We start from the raw sequence: 16,626 nt of genomic DNA on the forward strand, positions 1-16,626 counted from the left end.
GGCCAGGACGTGCCCGCCGCGATCGAGGCGCTGCGTGCCGGGGGCGCGCGGCGGATCGCGGTCGCGTCGTGGTTCCTCGCGCCGGGCCGCCTGCCGGACCGCGTGGCGGACCTGGCCGGACCGGACGCGGTGGTGGCGGAGCCGCTCGGCGCGGCGCCGGAACTCGCGGCGCTCATCGTGGACCGGTACACCGCCGCGGCCACGGTCACCACCGCGGTGCGCTACGCCTGACCTGGAGCTACTCCGCTCAGGCGCGCGCCGGTTCGACCATTGGGTGGTGCAGGTGTCCCGTTTCGCAGTCGCGTGTGCACTTTCGGTAACCGTGAATGGTTGACGTGATCGCTACCCGGCAGTAGACAAGAAACTGCCTGGGCAGCACACCGGTACCGGAAACACTTATCCCGCAACGTTTCCAAGGTGAGGACAATGAAGTTCACCCTGCTCAAAGCCGGTGCGGCCGTGGCCGCCGCCGTGGCCGCGTCCGTGGTCGCCGCGCCGATGGCAGCCGCCGCCCCGGCCGACATCCTCTATGACTGCCAGGCCGACACCCCGCTCGGCGCCGAGAACCTGACGCTCAACCAGACGGTCGACACCACCGCGCCCGCGACCGTCGCCCCGGGTGGCGCCCTGGACCTCGTGGTCGACCCGGCCCCGAACCAGGTCCCGTCCGAGGCAGCGGGCTACACGGTCAAGAACGTCAACACGTTCACGCTGAAGGTCCCGGTCCCGACCAACTCGACGCTCACCGGCGTCGACCTGACCGGCGGCTCCGGCCTGGGCAGCGACCCGGCGTGGACCGAGGCCGACGGCGTGGTCACCGTGACCTTCGCCGGCCCGATAGCAGGCGGCGCGACGTTCGAACTGCCGACGATCACGGCGCACCTGACGGCGGGGGCTTCAGGTGCCATCGAGTCGTCCCTGTACGGCACGGGCTACGACAACCCCGGCCTGACGTTCACCGCGGTGGTCGGCACGATCATCGGCGACATCTCGGCGCCGACGTCGTGCTTCCCGAACCCCAACCCGGTACTCACGTCGACCACCATCGGCTGACCGGGCGCGGATAAGGACGGTCCCCCCGCAACGCCGCGGGGGGACCGTTCCCGTCCCGGTGAAGCACCCGGACTACACGTTGTCCTTTATTTGTCAATAAATTCCGGACACTCCTCGCCTATGCTCGGACGGCACCAACGTTCGGGTCGAAGGGGCGGCGGCACGAGGTGTCCGACTACGAATTCGATGTGTTCATCAGTTATCGCCGCGAGGGCAATCCCTACAAATGGGTGAAGCACCACTTCTTTCCCCGGCTGCGGGACTACCTCGCCGATCATCTCCCGCAAGACCCGAGGATGTTCATCGACGAGGGCATGGAGGTCGGCAGCGTCTGGCCAGAGCGCCTCGAGGAAGCGTTGCGCCACACCAGGATTCTCATACCGGTGTGTTCACCGCAGTACTTTCGGTCACGGTGGTGCCTCGCGGAGTGGCACAGCATGGCCGAGCGCGAGCGGCTGCTCGGGCACCAGGGACTGATCTACCCGGTGCTGTTCTCCGACTCCGACAACTTCCCGAGTTTCGCGCGGGAACGGTCGTGGCGGGACCTCAAAAAGTGGAACAAGCCGGACCTGGTATTCCAGCAGACCGTGCGCTGGATCGATTTTCTCGAAGAGATCGAGAACGTCGCGATCGAACTGTCCCTGTTGCTCGGCAAGGTGCCGCCGTGGGAGCCGGACTGGCCGATGCGGCGGCCGGACCCGCCGATGCCGGGCATGACGCCGTTGCCGAGGTTCTGACATGCCGGGCACGGTCGTCACGTTCTACTCGTTCAAGGGCGGTGTCGGGCGCAGCTTCGCGCTGAGCAACATCGCGGTCCTGCTGGCGCGCTGGGGCTACCGCGTCCTCACCATCGACTGGGACCTGGAGGCGCCGGGCCTGCCCGCGTACTTCGCGCCACTGATGGCTTCCCCGCCCAGCACCGGGATCATCGACCTCGTCGACGACTTCGCGGCGAGCGCTCAGAAGCCGTCGGCCGCCTACATCACCGAGCTCGAACTCGACGAGCCGGGCGTGGTGCACCTGCTCGCCGCGGGTGGCCAGCAGGACGACGACTACGCGCGGCGCGTGCAGAGCATCGACTGGGCGGCCCTGTACAGCCAGGGGTTCGCCGACGCGCTCGAGTTGTGCCGCGCGGACTGGACCGAGGCGTACGACTTCGTGCTCATCGACAGCCGCACGGGGTTCGCCGACATCGCGAGCATCTGCACCGCCCACCTCCCCGACCACCTGGTGGTCCTGTTCACCGCCAACGACCAGAGCGTTGGCGGCGCGGTGAACGTGGTGCGCCGCGCGGACAAGGCCCGCGACCGGATGCCGTACGACCGTCCGCAGCTGACCGTGCTGCCGGTGCTGTCCCGGTTCGACAGCCGCGTGGAGTACGAGCGGGCGGAGACGTGGTACCGGACGTGCACCGACATGACGGCGCCGCTGTTTCGCAACTGGCTGGTGCGCAACGTGGAGCCGTCGCTCATGCTGCGTCACCTGACGCTGCCGTACGTGTCGTACTGGAGCTTCGGCGAGCAGCTGCCGGTGCTGGCCGAGCGGACACCGTCGGCGAACCAGATCGCCTACGCGCTGGAGACCATCGCCGCGATGGTGGCGCACCGGCTGGACCGCAGCGACCTGCTGGCGGACAACAGGGACGCGTTCGTGACGGCGGCGCGGGGCCAGGCCAGGGACTACCCCGTGGACATCCTGGTCAGCACGCCACGCTCGACCCTGGAGCCCGCGACCGCGCTCGTCCGCGAGCTGCGCGCACTCGGGGTGCGCGCGGAGAGCTCTCTGTCCGGCGACGTCGACTTCCTGGCCAACGCACAGGACTCCGCCCGCCACCTGTGCCTGGTCATCGACGGCCAGGTGAGCCGCTGGCAGACCGCGGAAGCCGAGTGGTTCCTGCGCCGCACCCTCGCCGCCGACGCCGACCGCCGCCTGTTCCCGGTACTGACGAAGGCGACGAACCCCGTGCGGCTGCCCGGTTTCCTGCGCAACCTGCGGCATCTGGAGCTGACTCCCGGCCACGGCACCCGCCCGGTCGCGGCGCGGCTCCACGCCGAACTGGCCGGCAGCGGCTCGATCCCGCCGGTGAGCACCAGCCAGGTGTACGTCGACGCCGCCGCGAGCCTCGAACGGACCAGGAAGACGCTGCTCCCGTACACGGGCTGGCACACGGTCGAACGCATCGTGCGCGCCATGGAGAACTCCACCCGCGACGGGAACGCCGACCGGATGCGCGAACTGATCACCGAGCTGGAGATCACCACCGACCACACGACCCACCGCATCGACAACGGCCGCGTCGCGATCCCCGGCAACGTCGCGGCCCTGGCCACAGCCGTGCTCAGCAGACTCGGCTGGCGAATAAGGAAATGAGTACTCGATGAACCATCGGCTCACCAGTCAGGACATCTCGGCGTTGTTCACCCTCATGGCGGTGGCCCGCGAGATCGACAACACCGAGCTGGCGGAGGCCACGGGCATCCGCATCACCGGCGACGTCCGAAGACGCCTCAACGATCTCGGTCTCGTCAGCAGCTCCCGCACGGGCAACAAGCCCTACGTCCACGACCTGACGGACAAGGGCTGGGTTCGCTGCCGCACCGAGCTCGCAGCACAACGCCCGGCCCGCCCCGGCTACTACGGCTACGCGTTCTTCGCGGTGCTCAACAGCCTCGACCGGTTCTTCGATCGGGAGAACCGTCAGCTCGCCGACGTGTTCCAGCCCGAGGTCGACGGCGGGGACAACCTCGAGGCTCAGATCCGGAGCGCCTACCGCAAGCTCGCGCCGAGGCCGGGCGAATGGGTGCACCTCGCCCGGCTGCGCCCGTTGCTGAACGGCGCGTCGCGGGAGGACGTCGACGGCGTGCTGAAGGCGCTGGGCCGCAGGCAGGAAGTGACGCTCGCGCCCAATCCCGACCGCAAGTCGGTGACGGCTGACGACCGTGCCGCGGCGGTGCGCATCGGTGGTGACGACAACCACCTGATCGCGATCGAGGGATCATGACCCAGGACGCGAGAGAGGCCCTCGCCGCACTCAGGTTCAACTGGGCGGAGACCCCGGACGACGTCTGGACCACCTCCCCCTACCACGTCGACGGCCTCCACCAGGACGCCGAGCGAGCGGTCCGTGCCGGCATCAAGGACGCCGTGGACAGCAACGGGCCGAGCCCCATCGGGATCGTGCTGCAGGGCCAGAAGGGCGTCGGCAAGACCCACCTGCTCGGCTGGGTCCGTCGCGAGGTGCAGAGCCAGGGCGGCTACTTCTTCCTGGTGGCGCTCAGCACGGGCACCGTGTTCTGGTCCGACGTCGTGTCGCACGTCCTGTCCGGTCTGCTGAAGACCGACGACGACGGCGAGCGCCAGCTGACGCGCTTCCTGCGGAGGCTCTGCACGCGGGCGGGCACGCCGGACTCGGTGGCGAAGGCGATCGTCGGCGACGCGAGTGTCTCCGTGGACGACCTCGATGTCTTCGTCACCGACCTGTTCCGGCTCGACCGGCAGGTTGGCAAGAAGTGCGCGGACACCGCACGTGCGCTGGTGCTGTTCGCGTCACCGGACCTGAAGAAGGCCGACATCGGCGAGGACTACTTCGACGGGTTCGACGAGCCGGAGCGGGAGGCGCGGGACAAGTGGGGCATCCGCCCGACGCTCAAGCCCCCGCACGAGATCGCGCAGGAGATCTTCCAGCTGCTGGCACTCACCGGCGCCAGCGTGATCGCGGTGGACCAGCTCGACACCCTCGTGGCCCGGTCGACCGACAAGCCGCTCCAGGCCGACGCCGACCCGAAGCTCGCGCGCGAGCTGTCGCTGATCGCGGACGGGCTGATGCAGCTGCGGGAACGGACCCGGCGCACGCTCTCGCTCGTGGCCTGCCTGCCCAACTCCTGGCACCGGCTCAGCGACAAGGCCGTGGACTCGGTGCCCGACCGGTTCCGCACCACCAAGCCCCTCGACCGGATCGTCGCCCCGGAGCACGGCCGCGAGTTCGTGCGGAAGTGGCTCGGCGTGCCGTACGCCAAGATCGGGTTCACACCCCCGCACCCCACGTGGCCGGTGTCGCCGGACGCGTTCGGGGCGGCGTGGGACACCTATCGGGCACGGGAGCTGCTCAAGCGGATCGACGCGCACGTGGAAGCGTGTCTTCGCGGTGAGATCCACGAGCTGACCTCGTTCAACGCCGAGGTCGAGCCCTCGGTGCCGGCCGAGGTCCCCCGTGGTCCGGAGCCCGCGTACTTCACCGAGCTGGACGAGCGGTTCGCGCAGCTGCGGGCCGGGGTCGACGTGTCGACGCCGCTCGACGAGCGCAGCGAGGACCGGGTGATGCCCGCGTACCTGTCCGCCGCGCTGCGGTCGTGGATCACCGAGGTCGGCAACGACGACATGGTGTGGAAGGCCGAACCGCCACCGGAGGGAAAGCCGGTGGTGCACGCGGCGATCCGCCGCACCCTCGACGAGGAGTACGACATCGAGGAGCACTGGACCTTCCGCGCCATCGCGGCGAAGCACCACCTCTCGGCGCTGCACCGGATCCGCAACGCGCGGTCGGCGGCGGGTGTGCGGGCGACCGCCGACAACCGTCACCTCGTCCTGATCCGCAACACGCCGTGGTCGAACGGCGTGAAGACCAAACAGGAACTCGCCGCGTTCCGGAACAAGGGCGGCAAGGAGGCCCGGATCAACGACGACGACCTCCGCACGTTCGGCGCGCTGACCGAGATGCTCACCACCCAGAGCTACGACCTGCGCGAATGGCTGGTGGCCCGCAAACCGGCGAGCAGCTCGGCCCTGCTGTCCGAACTCCTCCCGACCACCCCACCCCCACACCGCTCCCCATGGCCCGCCGCCGACCCCGACCTCCGCGTGTCCAACCAGCACGACCCGCGTGTCCAACCGGCACGACCCACGAGTTCGACCGGGACGAACGGCCACCAGCCACCCACCCCGATCGTCGGCGGCCGCCACGCCGCCCCGGCCCCCCGGACCGACGCCCACAGCGGCGGCTCGCTCGCCACCGCCACCCCGCCCTCCCCCACCACGATCACGCTCGGCGTGGAGCAGTCCGTCGCGATCGAGCTGGAGTCGTTGCGCAAGCACGCCGTGGTGTTCGCCGGGTCCGGGTCCGGGAAGACGGTCCTGATCCGGCGCATCGTCGAGGAGTGCGCGCTGCGGGGCGTCTCCGCGATCGTGCTCGATCCCAACAACGACCTCGCCCGGCTCGGGGACGCGTGGCCTGCGCCGCCCTCGGGCTGGGCGGCCGGGGACGCGGAGGCGGCCCGCGACTACCTCGACAACACCGACGTCGTGGTCTGGACGCCCGGCCGGGCGAGTGGGCGGCCGCTCAGCTTCCACCCGCTGCCCGACTTCGCGGGTGTGCTGGACGACGAGGACGAGTTCACCGCCGCCGTCGAGGTGGCCGTCGCCGCGCTGGCGCCGCACGCCAAGGTCACCGGCGACACGAACAAGGCGGTCCGCGCCAAGGCGGTGCTCCGCGAGGCGCTCACCCACTACGCACGCAAGGGCTCACGCGGCATGCTCGGTTTCGTCGACGTGCTCACCGACCTGCCCGACGGGGTGAGCCGCCTCGGCAGCGGGCACACGATCGCCGCCGACCTGGCCGAGAACCTGAAGGCAGCGATGGTCAACGACCCGCTCTTCGCGGGAGCGGGCGAGCCCGCGGACCCGGCCGTGCTGTTCACCCCGGCGCCGGGCAAGCGCGCCCGCGTCTCGGTGATCAGCTTCATCGGGCTGCCCGCCGAAGAGCAGAAGCAGGCGTTCGTCAACCAGCTGCAGATGGAGATCTTCGCCTGGATCAAGCGGAACCCGGCGGGTGACCGGCCGCTCGGCGGGCTGCTCGTGATGGACGAGGCGCAGACACTGGCGCCGTCCGGCGGGGTCACCGCCAGCACGCGCAGCACGATCGTCCTGGCGTCGCAGGCACGGAAGTACGGGCTCGGCCTCCTGTTCGCCACGCAGGCGCCGAAGGGCCTGCACAACCAGATCACCGGCAACGCGACCACCCAGTTCTTCGGCCGCCTGAACAGCCCGGCGCAGATCGCCGCCGCGAACGAGATGGCCAGGGCGAAGGGCAGCACGCTCAGCGACATCTCGGGGCTGGACCGCGGCCAGTTCTACGTCACCGGCGACACGTTCGCGTTCCGCCGCATGGAGTCGCCGCTATGTCTGACCCACCACCCGCCGAGCCCGCTGCGACTGGAGGAGGTGCTCGACCGCGCTCGAAACAAGCACGTGTGAATGGTTACGCTCTCGCCATGGCTGACGAGCTGGTGCACTACGCGGTCGACAACGGCGTCGCCAGGATCACCCTGGACTCGCCGCACAACCGGAACGCCCTGTCCGCGCAGTTGCGGCGGGAGTTGCGCGACCACCTGGCCGCCGCGGCGGTCGACGACACCGTCCGGGTGATCCTGCTCGACCACACCGGGCCGGTGTTCTGCGCCGGGATGGATCTCAAGGAGGCCGGGGACCCGAACTCCAGCACGACCGGGGTGAACGAGTTCCCCGAGATCCTCACCCGGATCTGGACCAGCGCGAAGCCCGTCGTCGCGAAGCTGGCCGGGCCCGCCAGGGCCGGGGGCGTGGGAATCGTGGCCGCGGCCGACATCGCCGTTGCCGTCGACTCCGCGACGTTCGCCTTCACCGAGGTGCGGCTGGGGCTCGTGCCCGCGGTCATCTCGGTGACCGTGCTGCCCCGGCTGCTGCCGAGGGCCGCGCACGAGCTGTTCCTCACCGGCGAGAAGTTCGACGCGGCGCGGGCCGTCGCGATCGGGCTGGTCAACTCCTCGGTGCCCGCCGACGCGCTGGACGCCGAGGTCGACCGGTACACGGGCATGCTCGCGCTCGGCGGGCCGACGGCGCTCGCCGCGACGAAGGAGATGCTGCGGCGCGCCCGTGCCGCCGACCTCGCCGACGACTTCGCCGACATGCTGGAACTCTCCGCCGGGTTCTTCGCGGGCGAGGAGGGCCAGGAGGGCATCCGGGCGTTCGCCGAGAAGCGCCCCGCGAAGTGGGTGCCTAACGGGTGACGTCGACCCGCACGAACGACTCGTAGTGGTCGCCGGTGTAGTAGACCTCGTCGGCTTCACCGGTGACCAGCCTGCGGGCGCCGCGGTCGTCGCTGCCCGGCGTCTCGACCGTGTACTCGTGGTAGTAGCCGCGGTCCTGGTCCGGCAGCAGGCCCTCGCGGTTGCCGAACACCTTGCCGTCGTCCTCCGGGTACGGGAACGGTCCGCCCCGCTCGATCAGCCGCCACGTGTCGGCCGCGGCCGAGGGCAGGTCGGTCAGCGTGCGTTCCGACAGGCCGGGAGGTTGCCGAGGCTCGTCGGTCAGCCGGGACTGGACGAACCAGCCCGCGAGCACGAGTACGACCAACCCGATCAGAGCGACCGTGATACGTCTGGATGACCCCACGGGTCTCACCCTATGAAGTCACCGCGAGGCCGAGTCGACCAGATCCGCATCGCGCTCGGTGCCGGTGCCGTCGGCCGGCTCGGTGCCGATCGGTTCCTCGTCGGCCGACGCGGGCCCGAACCAGGTGGACGCGTGGTCGACGGCACGGTCGATCGCCCAGGCCACGACCACGCAGAACGGGCCGAGCAGCACCATCACGATGGCGAACTGGAACGGGAAGGCGAGGCCGGACACCCACAGCTCCACACCGTTCCACCACTCCGCCACCATGATGACGAGAGTAGACCTGTGCCACTTCACTGGTCCGCCGGATGCTCCGACCGGTTAACGTTGGTGACCATGTTCGCCGTATACGCAGCAGAGCCGAACCCGGAGAGCCCCCTCGACTCGTTGCGGGTCGGCGAACGGCCAGAGCCCGAGGTACCCGACGGCTGGGTGGCCGTCTCGGTGCGGGCAGGCAGCCTGAACATGCACGACCTGTGGACGTTGCGGGGTGTGGGCATCAAGCCGGACAACTTCCCGATGATCCTCGGCTGCGACGGCGCCGGTGTGCTGGCCGACGGGACCGAGGTCGTCATCCACAGTGTGATCGGCGACACCTCCTACGGCGACGAGACGTTCGACCCGAAGCGCAGCCTGCTCACCGAGCGGTACCAGGGCACGTTCGCGGACACCGTCGTCGTGCCCGCTCGCAACGTGCTGCCCAAGCCCGCGTCGCTGTCGTTCGGCGAGGCCGCGTGCATGGGCACGGCGTGGCTGACCGCCTACCGGATGATCTTCACCCGGTCCGGCCTGCGGCCGGGCCAGACCATGCTCGTGCAGGGTGCGTCCGGCGGGGTCTCGACCGCGCTGGTCATGCTGGGCAAGGCCGCGGGCATGCGGGTGTGGGTGACCGGGCGGACCGAGGAGAAGCGCGCGCTCGCCATCTCGCTGGGCGCCGACGCGGCAGTCGAGTCCGGCGCGCGGCTGCCGGAGCGGGTGGACGCGGTGTTCGAGACGGTCGGCAAGGCCACCTGGGCGCACACCATGAAGTCGGTGAAGCCCGGTGGTGCGGTTGTCGTATCCGGCTCGACCAGTGGCCCGGACCCGAGTGCCGACCTTCAGCGGCTGTTCTTCATGCAGATCCGCGTGGTTGGCTCGACCATGGGCAACAGGGAGGAACTCGGCGACCTGCTGACGTTCTGCGACCTGAAGGGCCTGCGCCCGGCGATCGGCGCCGAGCTGCCTATGACCGAGGCGAAGGACGGGTTCGAGCAGATGCTGGCCGGAGAGACTTCAGGCAAGATCGTCTTCACCCGATGAAGCGCACGTTCACCCTCGACGACGCGATCCAGGTCGCACGCCGTGCGCACGAGGGCCAGCTCGACAAGTCGGGCAGGCCGTACATCAGCCACCCGCTGCGGGTCATGGGCGCACTGCGTGACGAGCACGAGCGGATGGCGGCGGTGCTGCACGACGTCGTCGAGGACACGTCGGTCACCCTCGAGGACCTGACCGAGGCGGGCTGCCCGCCGCCGGTGCTGGCCGCGCTCGCGGCGGTCAGCAAGCAGCCGGGCGAGGACCAGGAGACCTACCTCGCGCGGGTGGCGGCGAACCCGATCGCGCTGGCGGTGAAGCGGGCCGACATCGCGGACAACATGTCCCCGGACCGGCTGGCCCGCCTGGACCGGGAGACGCAGGAGCGCCTGCGTGCCAAGTACACGTCAGCGCTGCGACAGCTTGGTGCTTAACGACTTCGGCGCGATGGTGCGGTAGGCGTCCTCGACGACCTCGCCCACCTCGGCCCAGTCGACCGGCACGTCGAGGTACACGCCGAGCCACCCCCGGTGGCCGACGTACGGCGGCCGGAAGTACCGCTGCCCGTCGACCAACTCCTCCTGCGCCCCGGGCGGCGCCGCACACCAGAACCCGACCCGGTCGTCGTGGTGCCGGTCGGCGAACATCACGAACATCCGCTTGCGCACGAACCAGGCGGGTTCGCCGTGGCTGACTTTTTCAGCCACCTCCGGCAGCGCGGTGCACAACGCCCGCACCCGCTCGATCACGTCACCCATGCCCCCAAGGTAACGCCCCCGTCTTGGACGAAGGTGACCTACGAGGTGAGCGTGCCGAGCAACTCCCTGGGCACGATCCGCACCGGGAACGGCCGCGACACGGACAGGACGTCGGCGTCCTTCACCTCGACGACCTGCTCGTAGCGACCGTCGGCCAGCTCTAACACGGTGATCGCGGGTGCCTGCGGATCGACCACCCAGTAGGACGTGACGCCCATCCGCTCATAGGCGGCCTTCTTGTTGTTGAGGTCGTTGATCACGCTGCTCGGCGACAACACCTCCACGGCCAGCACCGGCGCGACCGGAAGGAGCTTCTCGGTGAGGTCCTCATCCCGCGCGACCAGCACGTCCGGCTGCAGTTCGGTCGTCGTGGACGTCCGGACGGCGAACGGCGCTGGGAACACATGCAGGTCGGCCGGACAAACCGCGTCCAGAGCGACCACCAGCTTGGCCACGATCTTCTGATGGCGCATGCCAGGTGCAGGACTCACGACCAGCATCCCGTCGATGAGCTCGTAACGGTTCCCGTCATCGGGCATGGCCTCCAGGTCGTCCACGGTGAATGGGCGACCGTGCGGAATGCCAACCGAGCTCGTCGCGGTCATGACACTCATGGTGCCTCCCTTTCTTGTCGGCGCCAACTAGAGCACAGAGCACCGACAAGATCACCAAGCGTGACGGCCGAGCAGTTCCGTCAGCACGATCCGGACCGGGAACGGCTCCTCGGTCTCGAAGGGCTCCTCCGCGACCACCTCGTCAGCCAGCTCGTAACAATCACCCACCAGGTCGTACACCAGCAGCGCCGGACGGGCCGGGTCGAGGATCCAGTAGTGGGGCACGCCCATGCGCTCGTAGGCGGCCTTCTTGTTGTTGAGGTCGTTGATGGTGCTGCTCGGGTCCACGACCTCCACGACCAGCTCCGGCGCGTCGACCACCACCTCACCGCGGATGTCGGAGTCCCACGCGAGCTGCACGTCCGGCCGCAGCTCCGTGTCCGGCGACGGGCGCACCACGTACGGCGGCCACAGCACGGCGAGTTCCTCCGGGCAGGCGTCGTCGAGCAGTTCGCCCAGGCGCAGCAGCGCCCGCTGATGCCGGCGGCCGGGCGCGGGGCTGACGAACAGCACCCCGTCGATCAGCTCGTAGACGTTGCCGTCATCCGGCATGAACTCGAGATCGTCCACCGTGAACGGCCGCCCCATGCCACTCATGGTGCACTGCCCGTGTGCACAACACCATCCTCAGCGCGGCAGGCGCACTGATCCGTGATGAGCGGGGCCGGATCCTGCTCGTGGAGCCGACGTACAAGGACCACTGGGAGATCCCCGGCGGCGTCATCGAGGTCGGGGAGACCCCGTCGCAGGGTTGCGCGCGCGAGCTCACCGAGGAGCTGGGGCTGGTCCGCGAACCCGGCCCGCTGCTGGTCGTCGACTGGGCGCCGCACCCGACGCACGGCGACCGGGTGCTGTTCGTGTTCGACGGAGGAACCCTCACGAAGAGTGAGATCGCGGCGATCCGCCTGCAGGCCGAGGAACTGAAGTCCTACGTGTTCCTCCCGCCCGACGAGGCCTTCGAACTACTGATTCCGCGGCTGGAGCGGCGGATGCGGGCGGCCGTGCGCGCACAGGAGAAGGAACGGACGGTGTACCTCGAGCACGGGAACGTGCACAGCAGGTAGCCATACTCATTTCGGGTGTACGCCGGGTCCGGTGGCGGCCCGGCACCGTCCGAGCTGCCATGCACGAGCTGATCCACCGGGCGGCCCTCGGGGACGAGGACGCCTGGCACGAACTGGTCCGCCGGCACGCGGCGGTCGTCTGGTCGGTGACAAGGGCCCACCGGTTGCGGGGCGCCGACGCCGCAGACGCGTCCCAGAACACGTGGGCGGCACTGGCCGAACACCTGCCGAGGCTGCGTGACCCGGACCGCGTCGCGGGCTGGCTCGCGACCACCGCCCGGCGCGAGTGCCTGCGCATCCTGCTGCAGGGCCGCCGCGAGGTCCCCTTCGACGACCTGGAGATCGGATCGTACGAGGAGCCGTCGGTGTTCCGCACTGCGCGGGACCAGTTGCTGTGGCAGGCGTTCGGGACGCTCCCGGCACGGTGCAGGCAGTTGCTGGGGCTGCTGGCGCACGCACCGGAGCTGACATACGTGCAGCTCAGCCGCGCGCTGGGGATCAAGGTGAACAGCATCGGCAAGACCCGAGGTCGCTGCCTGGACGTACTGCGCCGCAAGCTGACTCTTCTTGGTGGAGGTCCTGAATGAGCTACAGCCGTGCTGACCTGCGCCTACTGGCCGCGTTGGCGTCGTTGTTGCGCCGGGTGGATCCGGTGCCAGCGGAGGTCCTGGCCGACGCGCTGGCCATCGGGCTGCGCCTGACGAGCCGCGAACCACGCCTGGCCACCCGGAGGCTGGACGTGGCGTGGCTGCTGCCGGACTCCCCCATATGAGTGAGGGGCAGGCGCACCCGCCTGCCCCTCCCGCTACTTCTTCTTCGACTTGTCCGGGGACTCGTCCGTGGAGAGGGCGGCGACGAAGGCTTCCTGGGGGACCTCGACGCGGCCCACCATCTTCATGCGCTTCTTGCCTTCCTTCTGCTTCTCCAGCAGCTTGCGCTTACGGGTGATGTCGCCGCCGTAGCACTTCGCCAGCACGTCCTTGCGCATGGCGCGCACGGTCTCGCGGGCGATGACCCGCGCGCCGATGGCCGCCTGGATGGGCACCTCGAACTGCTGCCGCGGGATGAGTTCGCGCAGCTTCGTCGCCATCCTGGTGCCGTACGAGTACGCGGACTCGCGGTGGCAGATCGCCGAGAACGCGTCCACCGGTTCGCCCTGGAGCAGGATGTCGACCTTCACGAGATCCGCCTGCTGATCACCGGCCGGCTCGTAGTCCAGTGAGGCGTAGCCGCGGGTGCGGGACTTCAGCGTGTCGAAGAAATCAAAGATGATCTCACCGAGCGGCATGGTGTAGCGCAGCTCCACACGGTCGCTGGACAGGTAGTCCATGCCGCCGAGCTGGCCACGGCGCGACTGGCACAGCTCCATGATCGCGCCGATGTAGTCGCTCGGCGCGATCACCGACGTCTTCACGACCGGCTCGTAGACCTCGGCGATCTTGCCTTCCGGCCAGTCCGACGGGTTGGTCACCGTCGCGTCGCCGCCGTCGTCGAGCACCACCCGGTAGACCACGTTCGGTGCGGTGGAGATCAGGTCGAGACCGGCCTCGCGTTCGAGGCGCTCCCGCACGATCTCCAGGTGCAGCAGGCCGAGGAACCCGCAGCGGAAGCCGAACCCGAGTGCCGCGGAGGTCTCCGGCTCGTACGAGAGAGCGGCGTCGTTGAGCCGAAGCTTGTCCAGTGCCTCACGCAGGTCGGCGTAGTCGGAACCGTCCACGGGATACAGTCCTGAGTAGACCATCGGCCGGGGCTCGCGGTAGCCGGCCAGCGCATCCGTGGCGCCGCGCTTCTCCGACGTCACCGTGTCGCCGACCTTCGACTGGCGGACGTCCTTCACGCCGGTGATGAGATAGCCGACCTCGCCGACACCGAGCCCGGCCGACGGCTTCGGCTCCGGCGAGATGATGCCGACCTCGAGCAGCTCGTGCGTCGCGCCGGTGGACATCATCTTGATCCGCTGCCTCGGCGTGATCTTGCCGTCGACCACCCGGATGTAGGTGACCACGCCACGGTAGGTGTCGTACACCGAGTCGAAGATCATCGCACGGGGCGGCGCGTCGTCCTCGCCCTTCGGGGCGGGAATCAGCCGGACGATCTCGTTCAGCAGCTCACGCACGCCGAGACCGGTCTTCGCCGAGACGCGCATCACGTCCGACGGTTCGCAGCCGACGATGTGCGCCAGCTCCTCGGAGTACTTCTCCGGGTCCGCGGCAGGCAGGTCGATCTTGTTGAGCACCGGGATGATCGTGAGCTCGTTCTCCATCGCGAGGTACAGGTTCGCGAGCGTCTGCGCCTCGATCCCCTGCGCGGCGTCCACCAGCAGGACCGCCCCCTCGCACGCCTCGAGCGCGCGCGACACCTCGTAGGTGAAGTCGACGTGGCCCGGCGTGTCGATCATGTGCAGGACGTGGTCCTGACCACCGACCTGCCATGGCAGCCGCACGTTCTGCGCCTTGATCGTGATGCCGCGTTCGCGCTCGATGTCCATGCGGTCCAGGTACTGGGCCCGCATCGCCCGTTCCTCGACCACGCCGGTGAGCTGCAGCATCCGGTCGGCCAGGGTCGACTTGCCGTGGTCGATGTGCGCGATGATGCAGAAGTTCCTGATCAGCTCAGGGTTCGTGAACGTCGTGTCGGCGAAAGTGGTCACTCAGGTTCCTCGCGGTGTCTATGGGTACGACCCATCGTCCCACGTGCCCCGGGACCGCTGACGTCCTCGTTCGGCGAATCACGTCGAACTGTAGTGACATGGTAGTCGTGAACACGTTTCGTTCTTTCGTGGACAAGGTGGACGAGCGCATCGGTGACGGTCTGGAGCACCTGCTGTGCGCTCACCACGAACGACGGCTGCGTGACCTGGGCTGGGGTGAGGTCCTCGAGCCAACGGGCGCTGAGGACCGCTTCGGTGGCCGTGCGGAGATCCGCCACGGCAACCGCGTGGAGGTGCTGGTCGACGGCGAGGAGGCACTGCCAGCCATCGAGAAGGCCATCAGGAACGCCAGGTCACACGTACACATCGCCAACTGGCACGCGAGTCCCGACTTCAGGCTCACCCGCGAGCCCGGCGCGCTCACGCTGCGTGACCTGCTTGCCACGACCGCGCAGCGCGGTGTCGACGTGCGGCTACTGCTGTGGGCCGGGCCGCCGCTGCCCGCGTTCCAGCCGACGCGCGGGCTGGTGAAGGCCGAGCAGAAGCGCTTCACCGAGAACACGTCGGTGCGCTGCGTGCTGGACTCCCGCGAGCGGACGATGCACTGCCACCACGAGAAGCTGGTGATCGTCGACGACGAGGTCGCGTTCGTCGGCGGGGTCGACTTCACCGCGCTGGAGGGCGACCGGCACGACAGCACCGACCACCTGCCGGACCGCCCGATCTGCTGGCACGACCTGATGACCCGGCTGCACGGCCCGATCGTCGCGGACGTGGCGAACCACTTCCGGCAGCGCTGGACCGAGGTGGCGGGTGAGGACCTCCCCGAGCCGCCGGTGCCCGAGCCTGCGGGCGGCACGAACGTCCAGTTCCTGCGCACCGTCCCGGACAAGACCTACGAGTTCGTGCCGAAGGGCGAGTTCACGATCCTGGACGCCTACCTGCGCGCGCTGCGGTCCGCGGAGAAGCTGATCTACCTGGAGAACCAGTTCCTCTGGTCGCCGGAGATCACCGAGATCCTGATCGACAAGCTGTGCGACCCGCCGTCCGACGAGTTCCGCATGGTCCTGCTGCTGCCGCGCAAGCCGAGCAACGGCGCGGACACCACCCGCGGTCAGCTCGGCAGGCTGATCGACGCGGACTCCGACGGGGTGCCCGGCAACAGCCGCCTGGTCGCGGCCACGGTCACCACGCACGACGGCGACGCGTCGGCCCCGGTGTACGTGCACGCCAAGCTCGGTATCGTCGACGACGCGTGGATGACGATCGGGTCGGCGAACCTCAACGAGCACTCGCTGTTCAACGACACCGAGGTCAACATCGCGACCGACGACCGGGAGCTGATCCACACGACGCGGCTGCGGCTGTGGTCGGAGCACCTGCGCCGCCCGAGGGAGGAACTGGACCGCGATCCGGCGGCGGTGGTCGACGAACTGTGGCGACCAATCGCGCAGGAGCAGGCGGAGCGGGAGCGCCAGGGCGACAAACGCACGCACCGCCTCACACTGCTGCCCGGCGTCTCCCGCCGCGCAGGCCGCCTGCAGGGCCCCCTGCGCGGCCTACTGGTAGACGGCTAACCCCCAAGCCCAAACCCGCGAGTCCACGGTCCAGAACCCGCGAGTCCACGGTCCAGAACCCGCGAGTCCACGGTCCAGAACCCGCGAGTCCACGGTCCAGAACCCGCGAGTCTTCGGTTCAGGACCCGTGAGTTGGTGGTTCGGAACACAAGTCGGTGGTTCTGAACGCAGAACTCATCGGTTCTGAAC

Annotated in this window: 19 protein-coding genes; 13 read left to right on the plus strand and 6 right to left on the minus strand. The window is 69.2% G+C overall.

Going from position 1 to position 16,626, the window contains the following annotated elements; all coding sequences use genetic code 11:
• The 7 genes from WBA97_RS32040 to WBA97_RS32070 form a co-directional block, all read left to right on the plus strand.
• The coding region (locus tag WBA97_RS32040) for a sirohydrochlorin chelatase (RefSeq protein WP_424234709.1) at nucleotides 1-231 on the plus strand (231 nt) is incomplete at its 5' end.
• Nucleotides 232-426: 195 nt separating this feature from the next.
• Nucleotides 427-1,053 (plus strand): cyclase, encoded by a 627-nt coding sequence (locus tag WBA97_RS32045; protein WP_424234710.1) that lies wholly within the window; start codon nucleotides 427-429, stop codon nucleotides 1,051-1,053.
• 167 nt (nucleotides 1,054-1,220) lie between these two features.
• Nucleotides 1,221-1,790: a TIR domain-containing protein gene (locus tag WBA97_RS32050; RefSeq protein WP_424234711.1), complete on the plus strand. Its 570-nt coding sequence runs from the start codon at nucleotides 1,221-1,223 to the stop codon at nucleotides 1,788-1,790.
• A gap of 1 nt (nucleotide 1,791) precedes the next feature.
• On the plus strand, nucleotides 1,792-3,423 hold the full coding sequence (locus tag WBA97_RS32055; protein WP_424234712.1) for a KGGVGR-motif variant AAA ATPase: 1,632 nt from the start codon (nucleotides 1,792-1,794) through the stop codon (nucleotides 3,421-3,423).
• Between the two features lie 7 nt (nucleotides 3,424-3,430).
• Nucleotides 3,431-4,054: a hypothetical protein gene (locus WBA97_RS32060; RefSeq protein WP_424234713.1), complete on the plus strand. Its 624-nt coding sequence runs from the start codon at nucleotides 3,431-3,433 to the stop codon at nucleotides 4,052-4,054.
• Nucleotides 4,051-7,302, plus strand: coding sequence for an ATP-binding protein (locus tag WBA97_RS32065; protein WP_424234714.1), 3,252 nt, complete (start codon nucleotides 4,051-4,053; stop codon nucleotides 7,300-7,302). The genes WBA97_RS32060 and WBA97_RS32065 overlap by 4 nt, the downstream gene beginning before the upstream one ends.
• 17 nt (nucleotides 7,303-7,319) lie before the next feature.
• Complete coding sequence (locus tag WBA97_RS32070; protein WP_424234715.1) at nucleotides 7,320-8,093, plus strand: enoyl-CoA hydratase-related protein; 774 nt, start codon at nucleotides 7,320-7,322, stop codon at nucleotides 8,091-8,093.
• On the opposite strand, the gene WBA97_RS32075 is transcribed toward WBA97_RS32070, so the two are convergent.
• Nucleotides 8,083-8,478: a ribonuclease domain-containing protein gene (locus WBA97_RS32075; protein ID WP_424234716.1), complete on the minus strand. Its 396-nt coding sequence runs from the start codon at nucleotides 8,476-8,478 to the stop codon at nucleotides 8,083-8,085. The genes WBA97_RS32070 and WBA97_RS32075 overlap by 11 nt on opposite strands.
• A gap of 18 nt (nucleotides 8,479-8,496) precedes the next feature.
• On the minus strand, nucleotides 8,497-8,748 hold the full coding sequence (locus tag WBA97_RS32080; RefSeq protein WP_424234717.1) for a hypothetical protein: 252 nt from the start codon (nucleotides 8,746-8,748) through the stop codon (nucleotides 8,497-8,499).
• 69 nt (nucleotides 8,749-8,817) lie between these two features.
• Between WBA97_RS32080 and WBA97_RS32085 the strand changes: the two genes are divergently transcribed.
• The gene (locus WBA97_RS32085) at nucleotides 8,818-9,780 is read left to right on the plus strand and encodes a zinc-binding dehydrogenase (RefSeq protein ID WP_424234718.1); all 963 of its coding nucleotides are present in this window, start codon (nucleotides 8,818-8,820) and stop codon (nucleotides 9,778-9,780) included.
• On the plus strand, nucleotides 9,777-10,208 hold the full coding sequence (locus tag WBA97_RS32090; protein ID WP_424234719.1) for an HD domain-containing protein: 432 nt from the start codon (nucleotides 9,777-9,779) through the stop codon (nucleotides 10,206-10,208). The genes WBA97_RS32085 and WBA97_RS32090 overlap by 4 nt, the downstream gene beginning before the upstream one ends.
• Here WBA97_RS32090 and WBA97_RS32095 read toward each other — a convergent pair.
• From WBA97_RS32095 to WBA97_RS32105, 3 genes are read right to left on the minus strand one after another with little or no spacing between them, the layout of a single operon-like run.
• Entirely contained in the window at nucleotides 10,182-10,532 is a 351-nt protein-coding gene (locus WBA97_RS32095; RefSeq protein WP_424234720.1) for an MmcQ/YjbR family DNA-binding protein, read from the minus strand. The genes WBA97_RS32090 and WBA97_RS32095 overlap by 27 nt on opposite strands.
• Before the next feature lie 38 nt (nucleotides 10,533-10,570).
• Nucleotides 10,571-11,137, minus strand: coding sequence for a Uma2 family endonuclease (locus WBA97_RS32100; protein WP_424234721.1), 567 nt, complete (start codon nucleotides 11,135-11,137; stop codon nucleotides 10,571-10,573).
• Between the two features lie 60 nt (nucleotides 11,138-11,197).
• Nucleotides 11,198-11,734, minus strand: coding sequence for a Uma2 family endonuclease (locus WBA97_RS32105; protein ID WP_424234722.1), 537 nt, complete (start codon nucleotides 11,732-11,734; stop codon nucleotides 11,198-11,200).
• Between the two features lie 23 nt (nucleotides 11,735-11,757).
• On the opposite strand from WBA97_RS32105, the gene WBA97_RS32110 reads away from it, so the two are divergent.
• Genes WBA97_RS32110 through WBA97_RS32120 form a run of 3 tightly spaced genes read left to right on the plus strand, consistent with a single transcriptional unit; the run spans nucleotide 11,758 to nucleotide 12,982 of the window.
• Complete coding sequence (locus WBA97_RS32110; RefSeq protein ID WP_424234723.1) at nucleotides 11,758-12,210, plus strand: NUDIX domain-containing protein; 453 nt, start codon at nucleotides 11,758-11,760, stop codon at nucleotides 12,208-12,210.
• A gap of 59 nt (nucleotides 12,211-12,269) precedes the next feature.
• Nucleotides 12,270-12,797 carry an RNA polymerase sigma factor gene (locus WBA97_RS32115; RefSeq protein WP_424234724.1) on the plus strand — a complete coding sequence of 176 codons (528 nt, stop codon included), beginning with the start codon at nucleotides 12,270-12,272 and terminating at the stop codon, nucleotides 12,795-12,797.
• Nucleotides 12,794-12,982, plus strand: a complete 189-nt coding sequence (locus tag WBA97_RS32120; RefSeq protein ID WP_424234725.1) for a hypothetical protein — start codon at nucleotides 12,794-12,796, stop codon at nucleotides 12,980-12,982. Before WBA97_RS32115 ends, WBA97_RS32120 begins: the two co-directional genes overlap by 4 nt.
• 33 nt (nucleotides 12,983-13,015) lie before the next feature.
• Here the strand turns inward: WBA97_RS32120 and lepA are convergent, their stop codons facing one another.
• Nucleotides 13,016-14,860 (minus strand): translation elongation factor 4, encoded by a 1,845-nt coding sequence (lepA, locus tag WBA97_RS32125; protein WP_424234726.1) that lies wholly within the window; start codon nucleotides 14,858-14,860, stop codon nucleotides 13,016-13,018.
• Between the two features lie 107 nt (nucleotides 14,861-14,967).
• Between lepA and WBA97_RS32130 the strand changes: the two genes are divergently transcribed.
• Complete coding sequence (locus WBA97_RS32130; RefSeq protein WP_424234727.1) at nucleotides 14,968-16,437, plus strand: phospholipase D-like domain-containing protein; 1,470 nt, start codon at nucleotides 14,968-14,970, stop codon at nucleotides 16,435-16,437.
• The last annotated feature ends 189 nt before the right edge of the window (nucleotides 16,438-16,626 follow it).

Origin of the sequence: Actinophytocola sp., assembly GCF_049647105.1 — a bacterium.
Taxonomy (GTDB): domain Bacteria; phylum Actinomycetota; class Actinomycetes; order Mycobacteriales; family Pseudonocardiaceae; genus Actinophytocola.